We start from the raw sequence: 20,181 nt of genomic DNA, 5'->3' as shown, positions 1-20,181 counted from the left end.
CCTCCGCCCATCCTCTTTTGCCATGTCGCGGCAACCTTTTCAAACAATTGTTGGCAGCGCTGCCATTTTTTCGTTGGCAGCGCTGCCAATCCATGTTACCCGGTTACGCAAGCGCTGCCAAAACCGCTACCGGCGGGGCGCGCTGGAACCCATTCACAGTCAAGGGAGGAACCAATGACCGTGCTTACACCTGCGCTACCGGCGCAAGTCGTAGCCGAAATCGAAACGAGGAGGACCGCCTACAGCAAGGTCTTCTGGCGCATCGTGCCGTTCCTGATGCTGTGCTACGTCGTTGCCTATCTCGACCGCGTCAATATCGGCTTCGCCAAGCTGCAGATGTCGGCCGACCTCGGCTTCAGCGAGACCGTCTACGGCCTCGGCGCCGGCATCTTCTTCATCGGCTATTTCCTGTTTGAGGTGCCAAGCAACGTCATTCTTCACAAGGTCGGCGCGCGCATGTGGATCGCGCGCATCATGATCACCTGGGGTTTGATCTCAGCTGGCTTCATGTTCGTCACGTCCGCGCCGACATTCTACCTGTTGCGCTTTCTGCTGGGCGTCGCCGAAGCCGGGTTCTACCCGGGGATCATCCTTTTCCTCACCTACTGGTATCCCTCGCATCGCCGGGCCAAGATCATCGCGGTGTTCATGTCCGCGATCCCGGTCTCGGGCATATTGGGCAATCCTCTTTCCGGCTGGATCATGGATTCGTTCGATGGCGCCCACGGCCTCGCCGGATGGCAATGGATGTTTCTCATCGAGGCGGTTCCAGCCGTCCTTCTCGGCATCGCTGTCTTGTTCTTCCTCGACAACGGCATTCGTCAGGCCAAGTGGCTGAGCGAAACGGAAAAGCAGGCCCTGGAAGAGGAGATCGCACGCGAGGAGCGTCACAAGGAGAGTGGGCATTCGGTAGCCGGTATCTTCCGCGATCGCCGAGTTTGGCTGATGTGCCTGATCTACTTCACCTTCGTGATGGGCCAGTACGGGCTGACTTTCTGGATGCCGACCCTGGTCAAGGCGACCGGCATCACCGGAAACTTCAATATCGGACTGATCAGCGCGATCCCCTTCATCTGTGCCGTCGTGGTCATGAATCTGTTCGGACGCAGCGCTGACAGGCATCGCGAGCGCCGTTGGCACCTGGTCGTTCCGGCACTGCTCGGCGCCGTCGGTTTCGTCGTAGCGGCCGCCAGCTCGAATCTGACGATCGCCATCGCCTTCCTGTCCGTTGCAGCGGCCGGAGCGATCACCTGTGCGCCGCTGTTCTGGTCGCTGCCGACGTCATTTCTCGCCGGGACAGGTGCCGCGGCAGGCATTGCGCTCATCAATTCGGTCGGCAATCTGGCCGGCTTTGTTAGCCCGTATCTCGTCGGCTACCTGAAGGATTTGACCGGCGCAACGCAGGTCGGCATGTATGCGCTCGCCGCAATCCTGGTGCTCGGCGCGGTCCTGGTGCTGACGACGCCACCCAAGCTGGTCAATCGCTAAACCGGATTGCGTTTCGAATAAGGATCTCCGTGATGACCGTTTATGATCGAAGCAAGGAAAACCCCGCCGGAGCAAGGACGAACCGGGCCGCCCTGATCGGCATCGGTTCCATGGGACTTGGCATGGCCATGTCGCTCAGGCGGGCCGGGTTTGAAGTGGCTGGCTTCGACGTGGACGCCGCGGCCGTCGCCCGGCTCGTCGACGCGGGCGGCCGAGGCGCGGCAAACCCCGCCGAGGCCGCTGAAGGTGCCGACGTCGTCGTGTCGGTGGTCGTCAACGCCGCGCAAACGGAGGCCATCCTGTTCGGTACGAACGGCGTCGCCGAAACCATGGCCGAGGGCGCGGTTTTCGTCTCCTCGGCCACGATCGATCCCGATGCGGTGCGCCGCCTTGCCACGCCGCTCGAAGCGACGGGACGGCTCTATCTCGACGCGCCGATCAGCGGCGGGTCGGTGCGCGCCGCCGAGGGTGCGCTCACCATTCTGGCCTCCGGCAGCCCTGCCGCCTTCGCCAGAGCGCGGCCGGCACTGGATGCAATAGCCACCAACGTCTATGAACTCGGTGACGAGCCGGGCGTTGGTGCAGCCTTCAAGATGATCAACCAGTTGCTTGCTGGCGTGCACATAGCGGCGGCCAGCGAAGCCATCGCATTTGCCGCCCGGCAAGGGCTGGACATCCGCAAGGTCTACGAGGTGATAACTGCCTCCGCAGGCAATTCGTGGATGTTCGAGAACCGGGTGCCGCACGTGCTGGACGGCGACTACACACCGCGCAGCGCGGTCGACATCTTCGTCAAGGACCTCGGCATCATTCAGGATATGGCCCGCAGCGCCAAATTCCCGGTGCCGGTGGCCGCAGCCGCGCTACAGATGTTCCTGGCGACCTCGGCGGCTGGAATGGGCAGGGACGACGACGCATCCGTCGCCCGGCTCTACGCAAAGATCACCGGCACCGAACTGCCTAGCCACCCGCAAACCTAGCCAACCGGCCTGACATCGGCCTGAGGAAGACTGGATCGCCCATGCCCCGCTTTGCCGCCAACCTGACAATGATGTTCAGCGAGTGGCCGTTCCTGGATCGGTTCCAGGCGGCCGCCGATGCCGGCTTCCGTGCGGTCGAATTCCTGTTTCCTTACGAGCACACGCCCGAGGCGATCGGCGAGCGCCTTCGCAGATACGGTTTGACCCAGGCTCTGTTCAATTTGCCGCCTGGCGATTGGGCGGCCGGCGAGCGAGGACTGGCCGCCTTGCCCGATCGGTTCGCCGAACTTCAGGCCGCCGTGGCATTTGCCCTTCCCTACGCGGAGGCCACGGGCGTGAAGCGCCTGCATTTGATGTCGGGGCTCGCCGCTCGCGGGGACAGGGCGGCCATGGATGCCTATCGCAAAGCGATCCTCTGGACCGCCGGCAAGCTTGCCGATCGCAGCATCGATCTGGTGATCGAACCGATCAATGGTCGCGACATGCCCGGCTATTTCCTCAATGACTTCGACTTTGCCGAACAGCTCATCGGCGAACTGGCGCTGCCCAACCTCAAGCTGCAGTTCGATGTCTACCACCGCCAGATCCTGCATGGCGATGTCGTCATGGCGTTGCGCCGGCTGCTGCCGATCATTGGCCATGTCCAGATCGCAAGCGTGCCCTCCCGCCACGAGCCGACTTCGGAAGAGCTCAACGACCGGTTCATCTTCGCGGAACTGGACGGGCTGGGCTATGATGGTTTCGTCGGTTGCGAATATCGGCCCGGCGGCAAGACACTTGAGGGGCTCGGCTGGTTCGCCCCCTTTGCCGGCGGGCCCCTCCCCCAGGCTGGCATCGGAGTTTCGCCATGAGCCTCGCCCTCGGCGCAATTGCGGACGACTACACAGGCGCGTCCGACCTGGCCAACACCCTCGCCAAGGAAGGTCTTCGCACGGTTCAAACCATCGGCGTTCCGGCAGCAGGTCTCGATCTTCCCGAGGTCGACGCGGTTGTCGTCTCGGTCAAGATCCGTTCGGTTGCGGCAGCGCAGGCGGTGGAGCGCGCTCGCGCGGCCGACCAATGGCTGCGCGCCCGCGGGGCAGCGCATGTGATGTACAAGATCTGCTCGACCTTCGATTCCACCGATGCCGGCAATATCGGCCCGGTGCTGGACGCCTTGCGTCACGACGTGGATGAGAAATCGGTTTTGGTGACGCCGGCGTTTCCGGAAACCGGCCGGACCGTCTACCAGGGGAATCTTTTCGTCGGCGCGGTGCCGCTCAGCGAGAGTCCGCTCAAGGATCACCCGCTCAATCCCATGCGCGATGCCAATCTGGTGCGCGTACTCGCCCGGCAGAGCATGGCAGCGGTCGGGTCGGTCGACCTCGCGACGGTCGCGCGCGGCGCGGACGCGATCCGCGCGCGCAACGCGGCGATTTCCCAGGATGGGGCCGGAGCGGCGATCGTCGACGCCGTCTTCGAGAGCGATCTTGAAGCGATCGGCGCCGCAGCCTTGGCACAACGCCTGTCGGTCGGAGCGTCCGGCCTGGGATTGGGTCTCGCCCGCGGCCTGGTCGCCGCCGGCACCGCGCAGCGCCATCAACGGACGGTGCTGCGGGATCGGCCGGCCAAGGGGCCTGCGGCGTGCTTGGCCGGCAGCTGTTCGCGGGCGACCCTGACGCAGATTGCCCGCGCCGAAGAGACGATGCCGGTGCTGAGGCTCGATCCGGAAAGGTTGATGAGCGGAGCGGCGGAGACGCACCGTGCGCTCGCATGGGCGGCCGCCCGCTTGGCCGATGGCCCCGTGCTCATCGCCAGCAGTGGATCGCCCGAGGTGGTTTCGGCGCTGCAGGCGCGGCATGGACGTGACGCTGCCGGTCATGTGATCGAGCAGTCGCTGGCGACGATCGCCGAAGGTCTGGTCGAACTCGGCGTGCGCAGGTTGGTCGTGGCAGGCGGCGAGACGTCCGGCGCCGTCGTGGACCAGCTTGCCATTCCCGCCTTCGAGTTGGGCCCCGAAATCGCCGCGGGTGTCCCCGCGCTGCGCGCACTCGGCAGCCCGCACGGCGAGCTGCTGCTTGCCCTGAAGTCAGGCAATTTCGGTGGCGACCGTTTCTTCGCGGACGCCTTGGCCGTTTTGGCATGAGGAGTGACGGGGTCTTGGCTGTCCAAGGATAACTGAGAAGGTCGCGCCAGGGTCGAATGGCAGCGATGGACTGCGAAGAGGCCGCTCCTGCGCCATCAACCGAATGACTGATTTTTGGTCGAAGACGGTGATGCACAATCTCGCGCCCGGCGGACCTGCCGAATGACGGCAGCCGCTACGACCTGCACCGATCGCTGCCGGCAGCGCGCCGGCCGCCGCAGTGGTGCCCTCGAGCGACAATTCGCCCCTTCATAAATCCGTTGTGTCGATTTCGTAGATGAAACAGGGGGGCTTTGTGTAATGCCACTCTCTGGAAAAGGATGGAAAATGTCCAAGATCCCCGGCAAGACCGAAACGATCGACAACGCGGAATCCGCTACTTACGAGCCGTACCGGGTTACCGAGCAGGTTCGCGCTGTCGCCGAACAGGGCGTTGAGCAGGCGAAGGAAGCATTTTCCAAATTGGAATCGAACGCCGAGACGACTCAAAAGGCTCTTGAGTCGACCCTTGAGGTGGCCAAGACCACCCGCAACGAGGTGTCGCTGAAGACGATCGCAGCTCTGCGAGCCAATGCCGAAGCCGGCTTCGCTCACCTCGAAGCACTGGTTGCCGTGAAGTCGCCATCCGAGTTCTTCGAGTTGCAGGCCGCTTTCGTGAACAAACAGATCGACACTTCCGTCGAGCAGGCCAAGACCCTGCAGGCGGTGATGTTGAGAGCCACCGAAGACGTATCCAAGCCGATCAAGGATGCCTTCGAAAAGGCTTTGAAGAACCTCAAGGCCGCTTGACTGCTCAGGCAATCCGAGACCGGAGGTCGCAGACCTCCTCTGCTCGTTACGACATCAAGACCGGCACCTTCGCGCCGGTCTTCTTCCATTCGGCCGGCGTCCTTTGCACGAACCTCATCCATCGGCCAAGCATCGCTTTTCCAAACAGTTGGCTACGGAAAGGCGCGCAGAGACGGAGACGAAGGCCCGAAATCGGGACGAGGACGCCGCTTTGGTCCTGTAGCTACTTGACCGTTGATCGTTGCAGCCCGGTGCCGGCGATTTCTCCGGGGCTGCTTTCGAAGTCGAAGAGCCTTTGGGTCGCAAGCGCCGCGGCGCCAACGCGCCCAGGAATCGTCTGCCCAATCGGGTGCAATCGGCGGCGGGTCCCACATGGCATAACGCTTCAATGCATCGCGCATTGGCCCGAACAGATAGTCGCCAAAGGTGGCAATGGCGGTACGCTGATCCTGTCGGCGTTGAGCGGGACGCGGGACGAGAACAACCACAGCATTCGCGAACAGGCTCCCGGCAAGGCCCTTGCAGCCGTCGTGGGAACGCTGCAAGTCGACCCTTACGGCTGCGCAATAATTCGGTCCTGAACAAATCGAACCAGCGTCCATAGACGCCGAACAGATGCTCTTCGAGGCGAAAAATGCGTTCTTCAATCCGCCGCCACAAGGGATCGCAAAAGCGTTTCCTTGGCGGATGACAAGTGGGCCCCGACTGCCAGCTCGACGCGCGCAAGGTCGTGGCTCAATGGGCGTCGATGTAAGAGATGCTCGATCAAAGCTGCGTGGCTGCGCCGCTTCTCGTCGCTTGTTCCAGGCTGGAGAAGTCATGAAGTCGAGTTGACAGGATAGCGTCGCATCGTCCAACCTAGGCGCCTCACCAGGGGAGTCCCGGCAAGGGGCTGAGATACTGCTATCGCGCGCAGTGACCCGTTGAACCTGATCCAGTTCATACTGGCGTAGGGACGGTGCGAGGCTTCGCGGGTCGGCAATCCGGCTTCGGCATTCGGGCAGTGCCCGCATTCTAAGCGAAGCGTCACTTCCTCCTCATCGCGTGGACTGGGTCTCCGTTGCACTCGAGCAAGGAGGCTCACTCATGAATGCCCACACCCCGACCGTCACCGTCGGCGAACTCCCAGCTTCGAAGAAGGTCCACAAACCCGGTCAGCTTCACCCGGAGCTGCGGGTGCCGATGCGCGAGATCTCGGTCCACCCGAGCGCCGGCGAGCCGCCGGTCACTGTCTACGACTCGTCCGGTCCCTACACGGACGCCACGGTGAAAACCGACATCGAGCGTGGCTTGCCACGGCTGCGCGAGGCATGGATCGAGGCGCGCGGAGACGTGGGGCGCTACGAGGGCCGCACGATCAAGCCGGAAGACAACGGCTTCGTCTCAGCCGATCGCCTGACGCCGGAATTCCCGGTTCGCAACAGACCGTTGCGCGCGGCCGGCGGCCGCGCTGTCACACAGCTCGCCTATGCGCGCGCCGGCATCATCACGCCTGAGATGGAGTTCGTCGCCATCCGCGAGAACCTCGGCCGTGAGCAGTTGCGTTCGAAACTTCAACGCGATGGCCAAAGCTTCGGCGCCGCGATCCCTGACTTCGTCACGCCGGAATTCGTGCGCGACGAGGTGGCGCGCGGCCGCGCCATCATCCCGTCCAACATTAACCACCCGGAAAGCGAGCCGATGATCATCGGCCGCAATTTCCTGGTCAAGATCAACGCCAATATCGGCAACTCCGCCGTCACCTCGTCGATGGCCGAGGAGGTCGAGAAGATGGTGTGGGCGATCCGCTGGGGCGCCGACACGGTGATGGACCTCTCGACCGGACGCAACATCCACAACATCCGCGAATGGATCGTGCGCAATTCGCCGGTGCCGATCGGCACGGTGCCGATCTACCAGGCGCTGGAGAAGGTCGGCGGCGTCGCCGAGGAACTGACCTGGGAGGTGTTCCGCGACACCCTCATCGAGCAGGCCGAGCAGGGCGTGGACTATTTCACGATCCATGCCGGCGTGCGCCTGCCCTATATCCCGCTCACCGTCGACCGCGTCACCGGCATCGTGTCGCGCGGCGGCTCGATCATGGCCAAGTGGTGCCTGCATCACCACCAGGAGAGTTTTCTCTACGAGCATTTCGAGGAGATCTGCGACATCGCCCGGGCCTATGACGTGGCGTTCTCGCTCGGCGACGGCCTTCGCCCCGGCTCGATCGCCGATGCCAATGACGCTGCCCAGTTCGCCGAGCTGGAAACGCTCGGAGAGCTCACCAAGATCGCCTGGTCCAAGGACTGCCAGGTGATGATCGAGGGCCCCGGCCACGTGCCGATGCACAAGATCAAGCAAAACATGGACAAGCAGCTCGCGGTCTGTGGCGAAGCGCCGTTCTACACGCTTGGACCGCTCACCACCGACATCGCGCCCGGCTATGACCACATCACATCGGGCATCGGTGCGGCGATGATCGGCTGGTTCGGAACGGCGATGCTCTGCTACGTCACGCCGAAGGAGCATCTCGGCCTGCCCGACCGCGATGACGTCAAGACCGGCGTCATCACCTACAAGATCGCCGCCCATGCCGCAGATCTGGCCAAGGGCCATCCGGCCGCCCAGGTCAGGGACGACGCGCTGTCGCGAGCGCGCTTCGAGTTCCGGTGGGAGGACCAGTTCAACCTTTCGCTCGATCCCGAGACGGCGCGCGCCTTCCACGACGAAACCCTGCCCAAGGAGGCGCACAAGGTGGCGCATTTCTGCTCGATGTGCGGCCCCAAATTCTGCTCGATGCGGATCTCGCACGACATCCGCGCGGAAGCGCAGAAGGAAGGGCTCGCGGCCATGGCTGCGAAGTACCGCGACGGCGGCGATCTCTACATGCCGGTCGACAGCACCTCCGAGCGCACGGACACGCCATGAAGGTGCTCGTTCGCGGCGCTGGCGTCGCCGGATTGACACTCGCGCACGAGCTGGCGACGCGCGGCGCCGATGTGACCGTGGTCGAGAAACGCCTCGAGATCGCCGGCAATGCCTCCTGGCAGGCCGGCGGCATGCTCGCGCCCTGGTGCGAGCGCGAGAACGCCGAAGAGACCGTGCTGACGCTCGGACGCGGCGCAGCCGACTGGTGGGACGCCGCCTTGCCCGGTCATGTCGCGCGCCGCGGCACGCTGGTGCTGGCGTCTGCCCGCGATGCCGGCGAACTCGACCGCTTCGGCCGCCGCACATCCGGCTTCAGGCAGTTGGACGCCAGCCAAATCGCGGCACTCGAGCCGGCGCTCGAGGGCCGGTTCGGGCGCGGGCTGTTCTTCGCTGAGGAAGCGCATCTCGACCCACGGACGGCTCTGCTTTCCCTGCGCGACAAGCTGCGCAGGATGGGCGCGCGCGTCGAGTTCGGCCGCAGCTCGGCGCCGGCATCTCAGGATATCGAGGTGGACTGCACCGGCAGCGGTGACAGGCGACCGGAACTGCGCGGCGTGCGCGGCGAGATGCTGATCCTGCGAACGCACGAGATCTCGCTGGCCCGCCCGGTGCGGCTGCTGCATCCGCGCGTCTCCGTCTATGTCGTGCCCCGTGCGGAAAACCTGTTCATGGTCGGCGCGACGATGGTCGAATGCGATGCCAGAGGTCCGATCACCGCGCGCTCGACCATGGAGCTGCTCGGCGCCGCCTATGCGTTGCATCCGGCCTTCGGCGAAGCCGAGCTGGTCGAAACCGGCGTCGGCGTGCGTCCCGCATTCACCGACAACTTGCCTCGCGTCGAGCGCGACGGGGGGAATATTCGCATCAACGGCCTCTACCGCCACGGCTTCCTGCTCGCGCCAGCCATGGCGCGGCGGGCAGCCGACCTCATCCTGGGATCCTGGAGCAAAGGAGTTTGCCCTTGAAGCTCACCGTTAACGGCCAAGCCCATGAAGTCGCAGCAGAAACGCTTGCCGCGCTGCTCCGCGAACTCGACTTCCAGGGCAGCTGGCTCGCCACCGCGCTCAACGGCGAAGTCGTGCCAGCCCGGGAGCGCGACCGCTGCCGGCTCAGCAATGGCGATCGCATCGAAATCCTCTCGCCGATGAAGGGAGGCTGATCCCATGCTCGAGTTCTATGGACAGAAACTCGCGTCCCGCCTTCTGCTGGGCACCGCGCTTTACCCCTCGCCTGCCGTCATGGCGGAGGCGGTGAAAGCGTCCGGCACGGAGATCGTCACCGTGTCGCTCCGTCGCGAAACCTCCGGCGGCAAAGCCGGCGGCCAGTTCTGGTCGCTTGTCCAGTCGCTCGGCGTTCGCGTGCTGCCCAACACCGCCGGCTGCCACTCGGTGGTGGAAGCGGTCACCACGGCGCGGATGGCGCGCGAGGTGTTCGGCACGGACTGGATCAAGCTCGAAGTGATCGGCAACCACGACACGCTGCAGCCCGACGTCTTCGGATTGGTCGAAGCCGCAAGGATCCTTGCCTCCGAAGGCTTCGAGGTGTTTCCCTATACGACCGACGACCTCATCGTCGCCGAGCGTCTGCTCGACGCCGGCTGCAGGCTCTTGATGCCCTGGTGCGCGCCGATCGGCTCCGCACGCGGGCCGCAGAACCTCGATGCGCTGCGAAGCCTGCGCGGCCATTTCCCCGGCATTCCGCTGATCGTCGATGCCGGCATCGGCCGGCCCTCGCATGCCGCGGCCGTGATGGAGTTTGGCTACGACGCGGTGTTGCTCAACACGGCCGTCGCCAAGGCAGGCGATCCAGTTGCCATGGCCGCGGCCTTCGGCAAGGCGGTCGAGGCCGGCCGCGAGGCCTATTGCGCCGGCCTGCTCGAGCCGCGCGACATGGCCGTTCCCTCCACCCCCGTCATCGGCATGGCAGCATTCTCATGAAGCTCGATCCGTTCTACCTGATCGTCGATTCCGCCGCCTGGATCGAACGTCTGGTGCCGCTCGGCGTGAGGCTGGTGCAGCTGCGCATCAAGGACCAGGACGAAGCTTCGCTGCGCCGGGAAATTCGCGCCTCGAAGGCAGTCTGTGACCGCCACGGCTGCCAGCTCATCGTCAACGATTACTGGCGTGTTGCGATCGAGGAAGATTGCGATTTCGTTCACCTTGGCCAGGAAGATCTGGCGGAGGCTGATGTGAAGGCGATCCGCAGGGCGGGCGTGAGGCTGGGCCTCAGCACCCACGACGGCGCCGAGCTCGAAACAGCGCTCCAAGCCGAGCCGGACTATGTCGCGCTCGGACCGATCTACCCGACCATTCTCAAGGCGATGAAATGGGCTCCGCAGGAGCTGGACCGCATCGCCGCCTGGAAGCAGCGCGTCGGCGAACTTCCGCTTGTGGCCATCGGCGGGCTCACCGTCGAGCGCGTTGCCGGTGTCTTCGCGCACGGCGCCCAAAGTGCGGCGGTCGTCACCGACATCGCCCGCAACACGCACCCCGAGGCGCGGACGGCTGAATGGCTGGCGGCGACTGCCCAATGGCGTTGACGCCGCATGTGCTGATCGTCGCCGGCTGCGATTCGAGTGGCGGCGCCGGAACAGCCCGAGACGTCGAGACCGTATCCGCCTTTGGGCTGCGCAGTTGCCTCGCCGTCACGGCCGTGACCGTCCAGACGCATTCGGCCGTCGAACACATCGAGCAGATGCCGCCGCAGCTTATCGCCGCCCAAATGCGCGCTGCCTTTGCTGCCAATCCGGTCGCAGCGGTCAAGATCGGCATGCTGGGGACGGCGGCAGCCATTGAGGCGGTCGGCTCTGTCCTGGCGGCCCATCCGAAGGTGCCGGTGGTCCTCGACCCTGTGCTTGCCTCGACCTCGGGACGCGTGTTGCTGCAGGACGATGCCGTCGACGTGTTGCGCCGTGATCTGATGCCGCTCTGCCGGCTCGTGACCCCCAACCTGATTGAGCTCGCAAGGTTGGTGGGATCAGAACCTGCGAAGGACGAAGAAGGCGCTTGCGTTCAAGGCGAGGACCTGTCGGCGACGGTGCGGACCGCCGTGCTCGTCAAGGGCGGGCACGCGCACGGAGATTACGCCAATGACCTTCTCATGCAGCCGGACCGTCGCGCCGTTCGGGTCGAAGCGCCTCGCGTCCATGGGGGGATGCGTGGCACCGGCTGCGTGCTGTCCAGCGCCATCGCCGCATCGTTAGCTCAAGGTCTGCCGTTGGAGGCGGCGGTACAGCACGCCAAGCGCTATGTTCTCCAACTCCTTCGTGGGGCGCGATGACGTTGAACGGACGAGCGCAATGCGCATCTTGACCGATTCCCGGGAGGTCGGAGGCGCATGCCCTCCAGGTCCGAGCCGGCGGTCTAATAAACCTTGGAGATCAAGGACATCAACTCGTTGCCGTCTGCTATTCACCTCGCTTCATAAGATGCTGCCCCAACAATCTGGAGCAGCGGCCGGAAGCGAACGGTAACAAGTGGCGGCCCCGAGTTTGGCCTTCCAGCATGGGCATGCAGCGGCAGTGTAGGCTTGTGTCGTCCGGGCAATGGTGGTTAGTCACTCGATGGTGCTGCGCCTCCAACTTGACGGGAGCAAACGCGGGGATCGCCTTTTGCCCAGCCCGTCAACGGGCCCGGAAGTTTCTGGCCTCGCTCAATTTTCATTAACAAAATCAAAGGTAATGGTGGTGCTGGCAGTCACATGCGAACCAGTCTCTGTCCTATTTTCCCTGCTAGGCGCCCAAAAACAGCGAATTTTCGGTCATTTTCGCCTCCCGAGGGAATTTGAACCTTAAATCCTGCTGCAGTTTCAATGCTTTGATGGATAATTCCCTACTCGGCGTAACAGCGAAATGAAATCAGCCTAACAGGGAAACGTGTTGGCGTCCGGGGCCATAACTGTGCACCCGTCGCTTGACTTTGAGCAGCCTTGCGCCTGGGCTGTCTCCTCCCCACCAAGTCCCCGGTGATATCAAAAATGCAACGCACCGTGGGCGCGCTTCGTGGCAGCATCGATCAGTTCCGACGGTACGACAAACGCGTAGTTTCTACGGTGCCAAGGAGGCCAACAGCCCTCGCCTGCTCGAGGACGAGTTTGTTACGGGGCAACGCAACCTTTGCTTCGTTGTCTGTAGCCGAATCGGTTTGAGCGCACATGCAAACTCCTACGTTGAACATTAAATAGACGTTCAACATCTATACAAGAGCGCATGAGGGAACCCTTCGAATTTCATGCGCGGCCCATGCCAACCGTTTGCGCACTCCTGGCATGCCGACCGCCACAATCAACTGATCGACCCACGGAAGAGTCATCAGAACGCGATCATGCGCTCGCCGCTTTCGTGCCGATGCTCACGTTATGGATTTTCCGCGTTTGCTTGAGTAGATTTGTAAGACAACTGGGAGAATCACGCGGATTTTGCGAATGGGTGCTCCAAACGATGAGCGCATCAAGCTCTCGAAGCGCGTCTATGACGGCTTGCGCCGCCAGATCGACGAAGGTGAGTGGCGCGAAGGCACACGCATGCCTACCGAGACCGAACTGGCGGCAAGCTTTGGTGTTTCGCGCCCCGTTGTGCGCGAGGCGCTGGTGCAACTGCGCAGCGAGGGGATAATCGACTCCCGTCGGGGTTCAGGGAGCGTGGTCATTGCCGCCAACGGGGCACCAAGGCGAAGTTACAGCCCTATCGAGAACGTTGCAGACCTCATCAGCGCGTTCGAGTTCCGGTTAACGATTGAGTGCGATGCTGCGGCATTCAGCGCGTTGCGAGGCAAACCGCAGGATCTGGCCGAAATTATCTCGGCGCATGAGAAGTTCAAAAGCGATCTGAGCGAGAGTGATTTCGGTGATCTTGACCTGGCATTCCACATCGCGATCGCCAAGGGCACTGGGAACAAGCTGTTCGAAGCGACGCTGTCGATGCTCAATCCCCAGATACTTTTGGGTATGCGCCTGGTGGGCGAATTCTCGCTGATCGGCAGCACTACTCGAGCTCAGACTGTTTATCGCGAACACGCCTTGATCGTCGATGCAATCAAGTCCGGTGACGCGCAAGCGGCTTTTGACGCTATGCGGAGCCATCTGCTTCAGTCGCGCCACCGTATCCTGGGATTTGATGTCCCACCTAATTGGCAAAGGCTGGGGCCGGTCAACGCCAGCTCGTCAGCTTTGTGACGGCCATTTCTAGGTGCTAGCCAGAATGGCGTCGGCGTAAGAAAAAATGGCCGGCAGACCGCCGGTATGGATGAACACCACGCGGTCCTTCGCCGTCAGAAGGCCAGACCTTATATCGCCAAGCAAGCCGGAGAGCCCTTTTCCTGAGTACACTGGGTCAACAAGGATACCCTCGGTTCGGGCCAGCAGGGCAGACGCCTCTTGAGCATCCGCCGAGGGCAGGCCGTAGCCGGCACCCACCCAATCGGTGGAGTTGCTAATTTCTTCCAATGGCACCGACAAATCGAACCCGAGGATACGCGCCGCCGCTTCGCACTGACCGGCAATCGCGGAAGGAAATTCATAGGCCTCGTTGCGGCTGTCCATCGGGTTGATGCCGCGGATTTGAGTGGGGTGCCCAAGCAGCATTGCCGCCGCCTGCAAGCCGGCCTGCGTGCTCCCCTGAGATGTCGCATAGATGTGAGTGGGCTGCGCTTCGTCCAGCGCTTCGAACTGAGCAGATATTTCCAGATACGCGTTAACATAGGCGATCGCCGCCAAGCTCAGCGCGGATTGCGATCCCATGCCGAGGATAGCTGGGCTTCGGCCTTCGCGTTTCAGCCTGGCCGCCATATCTTCCTTGGCCTGCTTCAGCGAAGCCGTTGCGTCCACGGGCACGATCTTGGCACCAAAAAGCCGGGATATAAGCTGATTGCCTTGAACATGATCGTAGTGGGCGTCCTTGCGAGGCATCAGGATACAGTCGAGACCAAGCCGCGCCGCGGCTGCGGCGAGTTGGCGCGATTGATTTGATTGAGACGCGGCGCCCTGGATCACCACGTCGACACCGCGACTAACCGCGTCACCGAGGATGAATTCATGTTGCCGAACCTTGTTGCCGCCAAAAGCGACACCGGTGCAGTCATCCCTCTTGATCCAGATCTTTGGCCCTTCAAGCCGCGTTGTCAGGGTGGGGCAGTAGTCGATGGGGGTCGGAAGATGCGCCAGCCGCACACGCGGGAGCGCTGCAATCGCAGAGCTCAGTTCGGCCTGTGAAACGATCGTCATTCGGATTGGATCCTTTGGATGATGCTGCCGGCGCGACCCGGTGGCGCGATCCGCACATGTGAAGCGGTCAGATTTCGATCACTCGACCTGTTGCGGCCGCGGTCCGCGCGGCAAGTGCAAATCGAAGCGAAGCGAGACCGTCTTCGCCGGAGACAAGCGGACGGCCGACGCCCCTGACGGCATCGGCAAAAGCCGCTATGACACGGGGGTAGGCGTTTTCGTGCTCGATCGGGATTTCTTGGCGGTTGCCTTGCACGCTTAGCTCCAGCCTGCCGCCGGGCCGCTGCAACAGCACGTCTTCGGCAAAGACAGAAGCCTTGGTGCCGTGCAATTCGAGGTTTGTTCGCGCATGCTCGATCGCGAAGCTCTCCGTGATCTGGACTGTGAGGCCAGACGCTGTTTGGGCTATCGTTGCTACGCCATCTTCAATCCCTTTGGCGGAGATGCCGTTGTTGGAAGTAAAAGCAGCAACGCGCACAAATTTCTCCCCCAGAATGAAGTGCAGGGTATCTGCGTCATGAACGGTCAGGTCAAAGAAGACGCCTGCTCCGGCGGAAGCGCTATCGGTGCGCCATCCGCGATTGTCCTCGGGCAACAGAACGCCGAACATGGCGCGGGCCGCGACAAGGTCGCCGAGCACGCCACTGTCGACAAGTTCACGTAGCTTGCGGTGGCTATTCATTCCGCGCAAATGATGGTTGATCGCCAACACAAGATCTCTGTCTTTTGCCAACGAAACCATTTCCTCGGCATCTTGTTCGGTCATGGCCATCGGCTTCTCACCCAACACATGCTTGCCAGCATTGAGCGCCGCTATGGCGCACGCGGCATGCTTTTCGTTGGTATTGGAGATGTAGACCGCATCGACACCGGCCGAGAGCAGATCCTCAAGCGACTCGCAGGTAAGCGGGATGTCATTGCCCCGGGCATATTCCCTCACACGCGCCGGGTTGCTGCCCTGGACGGCGACCACTTCGTTTCCTGGCGTCGCCCTGATCCCGGGGATGATCCACTCGGCGGCTATGCGGCTTGCGCCGACAAGTCCCCATCGAAGTTGCTTTGTCATTGCACGGATTCCTGATGAACGAGGGTGGATGTCAGCCGGTAGCGGGCGCGCACTGCTTGGGCTGATATCGTCAATGCGGGATCGACGGCACCGGAAGGCGACAAGAAGGATCCGTCACCGGCATGGAGCCTTCGGAAGTCGTGCGCTCCGCGCATGCGGAATACGGGCACAAGACCGACGGGCTGGCTGGCTCGCACAGTTGCGCGTTGGCGCCACGCACCTGTAATGCCGATCGCATTGGGAGGTGGCGATGGGCACCCGGTGCCGCGCATGATTTGCTGCCATGGTGACAAGGCGACGGATGCGTCCCCAGCCCACGCTGCCATGCGGATATCTGCATCCAGGCTCATTGAAGGCGCTCGCCGGACCCACTGTCGAAGATGCTGATCCGTGATGTATCGACACGCAGCCGCGCCCTGCCGCTCTGGTTCACATGCCCTGCCCGCAGCAGGGCCAGCTGTTCCACGCCGGAATGTTGAAACAAAATGACATCGTCTGATCCCGTCGGCTCAATCAGATTAACGTCGGCCTCGATGTCGACGGTCTTCTCGCTCGCGGCGTTACCCTCTGCCAGGCCATAGTGCTCCGGCCGGATTCCGACCGTGACCCTGCGGCCATCCTGATGCAAAGCCGAGGCGAATTCCTGCGGGGCCGGCAGGATTGTTCCTGACCCCTCTAGCACCACCCTCCCCCCCTTGCTCACCGCCGGCAAAAGGTTGATGCGCGGGCTGCCGATGAAAGTTGCAACAAAGAGATTGGCAGGTCGATTGTAGACCTCGCCTGGGGTTCCAAGTTGCTGGACGACACCTTTGTCCAGGATGGCGATGCGGTTTGCCAGCGTCATGGCTTCGATCTGGTCATGCGTCACGTAGACGGTGGTTCTGCCCATCCGATGGTGCAGCTTCTTCAACTCGGTTCGCATTTCGACACGAAGAAGAGCATCGAGGTTCGATAGCGGCTCGTCAAAAAGGAAAAGGCTTGGCTCTCGCACCAATGCGCGGCCAATTGCTACCCGCTGCCGCTGCCCGCCAGAAAGCTGTCCCGGCTTTCGATCCAGCAAATGGCTGATTTGAAGCAAGTTGGCGACGTCGGAAACCGCTTTGTCACGTTCCGGCTTTGGCAGTTTTCGCATCTCCAGCGGAAAAGCGATGTTCTGCCTGACGGTCATTGAGGGATAGAGCGCATAGGACTGGAACACCATCGCGATATCGCGGTGCTGACAGGGGACTTCGTTCAGGACCCGCTCGCCAAGACGGATTTCGCCGGCGTTGATCCTATGAAGGCCGGCGATTGCATGGAGCAACGTCGACTTGCCACAGCCCGATGGCCCAAGAAGAACGAGAAACTCGCCGGATGCGACGTCAATGTTGATGTTCTTCAAGACGCAAAGGTTGGGTCCGTAATATTTGTAGACGCTATCGATGGACAACGAAGACATAAGCTAACCTCTCACAGGGCCGCCGGATCGGGCGGCGACTGAAATCGCGCTGGAAAACGCGGGCTGGGTGCACAGATTTGCGATCGAGGGGCCACGCCCGCGCGATCGCGGTCGGTAAGAACGCAAGCACGGCTGACGGAGGGCCGCTTCAAATCTGCCCCCTTCTCATCGACGGTTCGGTCCTCGATTTGGGTTGCCAATCACTTGCGATTTCGAAGCCAAGGATCCTGCGCCGTGAGTTCATGAGATGCCGACCCATTGCCAACTGGGCTTGGTCGGCATCTCGCGCCTCAACGGCGTCGACGATCATCTCGTGTTCTTCGAAGATCGCCTCGGACCGGGCTGCCGCTTGTTGTTGAGAGAATTCTCCGACAAGCCGCATCCCGAAGACGATCTGCGTGCGCAGCATGCTGAGCGTGGATTCATACATTGCGTTTCGGCTTGCTCGGGACAGCGCCAGATGGAACCCGAAATCCGCATCGCCGAAGGTCTCCTCGTTCGGCTGGTTTCTGACGACGGCGGAGGCAATGCGAATCTCCTCCAACTCCTCGTCGGTCCGCCTCAGCGCCGCGAAAGCAGCCACATCGCATTCCACGGAGAATCGAAATTCAAACGCCTGGATGAGGTCGGCTATGTTCTCGATTGGCCTGTAGCCACCCGAGTCCAGGCCATTTTTGCCAATCACAAAGTTCCCCGATCCTTTGCGAGATCCGATCAAGCCCTCCATTCTGAGCCTTATCAAAGCCTCCCGGACGACAGGCCGCGAGACGCCATGGTTCTTCGCAAGCTCGGTCTCCGGAGGTATCCGCGTGCCCTCCGGCCACTCACCGCATTCGACGAATTGCCGAAGAGCGCCATAGACCTGGTCTGCCAGTTTGAGCTTCATCGCTCTGCCCGGGCTTGGGATTTGCACATATTTGTAATCTGTCAGCTAATTTGTTTTACAGCAAGCTATTTTTGTGACACATGTCCGACATTTACGGGATAAGTCCAGCAACTCGCCCCGCTTGCAAATCGTAGCGGTGCTCAAAGCCAGACACCGCGGCGTCCCATAGGAGGAACGACAATGACAGGTGGCTTCACCTACAACGGGTACGAGATTCCGGCCTACCAACCGCCCGCTTACGGCTACACTTCGGTTCTGGTGCACGACGGCCAGGCATGGGTCAGCGGCAATGTACCCAAGACCGGCGATGAGGATCTCCACCCGGGCAAGGTCGGATCGGACGTCACGCTCGAACAGGCAAAGGAAGCGGCTGACCTTGCGATGCGCAACGCGCTTGCCTCTCTCGCGCATGCCGTCGGCGGTTTGGACAATGTCGTCCAGATCCTGAAGATCACCGTGTTCGTCGCGTCGGCGCCGGGATTCAATCTCCAGCCCCGGGTGGCCGACGCTGCAAGCCTTTTGTTGCGTGAGGTGCTTGGCGACCGCGGCGATCACGCGCGCTCTGCCGTGGGCGTTGCCGAACTGCCGCGCAACTCCAGCGTCGAGATCGAGCTTGTCGCTGCCGTCAAGTAGCCGTGCGGCCCGAATACTCTTGCTGCATCTCTCGAGCGAGCGTGCGTTGCTGCGGCAACTTGCGCCCTTTCACCGCATCGGCGCCACGTTCGCCGATCATGATTGACGGCGCATTGGTGTTGCCAGAAACCAGCGTCGGCATGATCGAGGCATCGATGACCCGTAGTCCATCGATGCCGCGGACCTTGAGGTCGGTGTCCACAACGGCCATTTCGTCGGAACCCATCTTGCAGGTCCCTGCGGGATGAAAATCGGTCTTGCTCCATTCTCGAACATAGGCCCGCAAATCCTCCTCGCTCGTTCGTTGCGCGCCGGGCAAGTGTTCGGCCTTGTAGATCTTGGCGAAAGCGGGCTGTGACAGAATCTCACGAGCAATCTTGAACCCGTTCACGGTGTGCGCCCAATCGCGCTCATGCGTCATGTATTTCGGATCGATGATTGGCTCGGCCGCCGGATTAGCGGACCCCAGCATCACCTCTCCGCGGCTTTCGGGTCGAAGATAGGCGGTGTTGAGGGTCATTCCGTGGCCCTTGACCTGCACGCGGCCATGATCGATGACGTAGGCGGGGAGGAAGTGCATCTGGATGTCTGGCCAATCGGTTTTCCCTTCAGTCGATACGAAGCCTCCGCCCTCGCAGACATTTGACGTGAGCGGGCCAGTGCCGAAGGCCAGGAATTGCAGCGTATGCCAAGCCGCCATAGGGCCCTTGTCGTGGCCGTTATAGGATACCGGCTCCTTGAGGCTGGCACAGCAATAGACGTCCAGATGATCCTGCAAATTCTTGCCGACGCCTGGCAGATCATGAACCGCCCTCACGCCAGCGCGCTTGAGTTCGGCGGCTGGTCCGACGCCTGAAAGAAGCAGGATTTTCGGAGAATTGATTGCGCCCGCGCACAGGATGACCTCGGACCTGGCCTCGATCCGGCTTGTCTGTCCCTTTATTGCGACCTCGATGCCTCTCGCGCGGCCGTTCTCCACGAACACCCGAAGCACGCGGGCCTCGGTTTGCACGGTCAGGTTCTTGCGATTGGCATTGGGGTAGATAAAGGCCTGCGCAGCGCTCGAGCGGCGTGCCGCGCGCTGAGTGACCTGATAATAACCGACTCCATGTTGTTGAGCGCCGTTGAAATCGGTGTTGTAGGGGTAGCCAGCCTGTTGCGCCGCGCGGATATAGACCCGCGTCAGGTCGATCGGCGAACGCTGGTCGGATACGCCAAGGGGCCCGCCCTGACCGTGGTAGTCGTCAAGATATCGCTCATTGTCCTCGGATTTGCGGAAATAGGGCAACAGATCATCATAGCCCCACCCCTCGTTGCCCAAGTCGCGCCACTGATCGTAGTCGCGACGGTTGCCTCGGATGTAGACCATCGAGTTGACCGAGGAGCCGCCCCCCAGAACCTTGCCCTGCGGGAAAAGCATGCGCCTGTTGTTGAGGGCCGACTGCGGAACCGTTTCCCACTCGTAGCGAAACCTCGGGCCTTGCAGTTTGGCGTAGCCCGCTGGCCAACGAACCAGAGGACCGTCGTTCTTCTTGCCGAACTCAACAAGAAGCACGCGTGAGCCGGCATCCTCGCTCAGGCGTGAAGCCACGACACAGCCGGCCGAGCCGCCGCCAACAACGATAAAGTCATATTCCTTGTCCATCCTCA

General features: G+C 62.2%; 18 protein-coding genes and 1 riboswitch. Of the genes, 13 read left to right on the top strand and 5 right to left on the bottom strand.

Annotated features, from left to right (window positions below; translation table 11 throughout):
* The first annotated feature begins 174 nt into the window (after window positions 1-174).
* The 12 genes from CK215_RS16455 (at window position 175) to CK215_RS16400 (ending at window position 13,461) form a co-directional block, all read left to right on the top strand.
* Window positions 175-1,488: an MFS transporter gene (locus CK215_RS16455; protein WP_095831552.1), complete on the top strand. Its 1,314-nt coding sequence runs from the start codon at window positions 175-177 to the stop codon at window positions 1,486-1,488.
* Between the two features lie 32 nt (window positions 1,489-1,520).
* A complete protein-coding gene (gene ltnD, locus CK215_RS16450) occupies window positions 1,521-2,468 on the top strand; it encodes an L-threonate dehydrogenase (protein ID WP_095831551.1) in 948 nt (315 codons plus the stop codon).
* Window positions 2,469-2,509: 41 nt separating this feature from the next.
* On the top strand, window positions 2,510-3,319 hold the full coding sequence (otnI, locus tag CK215_RS16445; RefSeq protein WP_095831550.1) for a 2-oxo-tetronate isomerase: 810 nt from the start codon (window positions 2,510-2,512) through the stop codon (window positions 3,317-3,319).
* Window positions 3,316-4,593 (top strand): 3-oxo-tetronate kinase, encoded by a 1,278-nt coding sequence (otnK, locus tag CK215_RS16440; RefSeq protein WP_095831549.1) that lies wholly within the window; start codon window positions 3,316-3,318, stop codon window positions 4,591-4,593. Before otnI ends, otnK begins: the two co-directional genes overlap by 4 nt.
* Before the next feature lie 327 nt (window positions 4,594-4,920).
* The gene (locus tag CK215_RS16435) at window positions 4,921-5,382 is read left to right on the top strand and encodes a phasin (protein ID WP_066994680.1); all 462 of its coding nucleotides are present in this window, start codon (window positions 4,921-4,923) and stop codon (window positions 5,380-5,382) included.
* A gap of 862 nt (window positions 5,383-6,244) precedes the next feature.
* Window positions 6,245-6,356, top strand: a riboswitch (TPP riboswitch).
* Window positions 6,357-6,468: 112 nt separating this feature from the next.
* On the top strand, window positions 6,469-8,289 hold the full coding sequence (thiC, locus tag CK215_RS16430; RefSeq protein WP_095831548.1) for a phosphomethylpyrimidine synthase ThiC: 1,821 nt from the start codon (window positions 6,469-6,471) through the stop codon (window positions 8,287-8,289).
* Complete coding sequence (gene thiO, locus CK215_RS16425) at window positions 8,286-9,254, top strand: glycine oxidase ThiO (protein ID WP_095831547.1); 969 nt, start codon at window positions 8,286-8,288, stop codon at window positions 9,252-9,254. The genes thiC and thiO overlap by 4 nt, the downstream gene beginning before the upstream one ends.
* Window positions 9,251-9,448, top strand: a complete 198-nt coding sequence (gene thiS, locus CK215_RS16420; RefSeq protein ID WP_095831546.1) for a sulfur carrier protein ThiS — start codon at window positions 9,251-9,253, stop codon at window positions 9,446-9,448. Before thiO ends, thiS begins: the two co-directional genes overlap by 4 nt.
* 4 nt (window positions 9,449-9,452) lie before the next feature.
* Window positions 9,453-10,226 carry a thiazole synthase gene (locus CK215_RS16415; RefSeq protein ID WP_095831545.1) on the top strand — a complete coding sequence of 258 codons (774 nt, stop codon included), beginning with the start codon at window positions 9,453-9,455 and terminating at the stop codon, window positions 10,224-10,226.
* Complete coding sequence (locus tag CK215_RS16410) at window positions 10,223-10,828, top strand: thiamine phosphate synthase (protein ID WP_095831544.1); 606 nt, start codon at window positions 10,223-10,225, stop codon at window positions 10,826-10,828. The genes CK215_RS16415 and CK215_RS16410 overlap by 4 nt, the downstream gene beginning before the upstream one ends.
* On the top strand, window positions 10,819-11,568 hold the full coding sequence (locus CK215_RS16405; RefSeq protein ID WP_095831543.1) for a hydroxymethylpyrimidine/phosphomethylpyrimidine kinase: 750 nt from the start codon (window positions 10,819-10,821) through the stop codon (window positions 11,566-11,568). The genes CK215_RS16410 and CK215_RS16405 overlap by 10 nt, the downstream gene beginning before the upstream one ends.
* A gap of 1,143 nt (window positions 11,569-12,711) precedes the next feature.
* On the top strand, window positions 12,712-13,461 hold the full coding sequence (locus CK215_RS16400) for a FadR/GntR family transcriptional regulator (RefSeq protein WP_095831542.1): 750 nt from the start codon (window positions 12,712-12,714) through the stop codon (window positions 13,459-13,461).
* Window positions 13,462-13,470: 9 nt separating this feature from the next.
* Here the strand turns inward: CK215_RS16400 and CK215_RS16395 are convergent, their stop codons facing one another.
* From CK215_RS16395 to CK215_RS16380, 4 genes are all read right to left on the bottom strand, one after another.
* Window positions 13,471-14,508, bottom strand: coding sequence for a pyridoxal-phosphate dependent enzyme (locus CK215_RS16395; RefSeq protein WP_095831541.1), 1,038 nt, complete (start codon window positions 14,506-14,508; stop codon window positions 13,471-13,473).
* Window positions 14,509-14,575: 67 nt separating this feature from the next.
* Window positions 14,576-15,574 (bottom strand): Gfo/Idh/MocA family oxidoreductase, encoded by a 999-nt coding sequence (locus tag CK215_RS16390; RefSeq protein ID WP_095831540.1) that lies wholly within the window; start codon window positions 15,572-15,574, stop codon window positions 14,576-14,578.
* A 346-nt stretch (window positions 15,575-15,920) separates the two neighbouring features.
* A complete protein-coding gene (locus CK215_RS16385; protein ID WP_095831539.1) occupies window positions 15,921-17,012 on the bottom strand; it encodes an ABC transporter ATP-binding protein in 1,092 nt (363 codons plus the stop codon).
* Between the two features lie 148 nt (window positions 17,013-17,160).
* Entirely contained in the window at window positions 17,161-17,898 is a 738-nt protein-coding gene (locus CK215_RS16380; protein ID WP_095831538.1) for a FadR/GntR family transcriptional regulator, read from the bottom strand.
* A gap of 180 nt (window positions 17,899-18,078) precedes the next feature.
* Here CK215_RS16380 and CK215_RS16375 point away from each other — a divergent pair, with 180 nt between their 5' ends.
* On the top strand, window positions 18,079-18,531 hold the full coding sequence (locus CK215_RS16375; protein ID WP_095831537.1) for a RidA family protein: 453 nt from the start codon (window positions 18,079-18,081) through the stop codon (window positions 18,529-18,531).
* On the opposite strand, the gene CK215_RS16370 is transcribed toward CK215_RS16375, so the two are convergent.
* The gene (locus CK215_RS16370) at window positions 18,524-20,176 is read right to left on the bottom strand and encodes a choline dehydrogenase (RefSeq protein ID WP_095831536.1); all 1,653 of its coding nucleotides are present in this window, start codon (window positions 20,174-20,176) and stop codon (window positions 18,524-18,526) included. The two genes, CK215_RS16375 and CK215_RS16370, sit on opposite strands and share 8 nt — an antisense overlap.
* Window positions 20,177-20,181: the final 5 nt, after the last annotated feature.

This window comes from Mesorhizobium sp. WSM3864 (assembly GCF_002294955.1).
Lineage (GTDB): Bacteria > Pseudomonadota > Alphaproteobacteria > Rhizobiales > Rhizobiaceae > Mesorhizobium.
The sequence above is the reverse complement of the archived record's forward strand: the minus strand, read 5'-3'. Positions and strand labels throughout refer to the sequence as shown.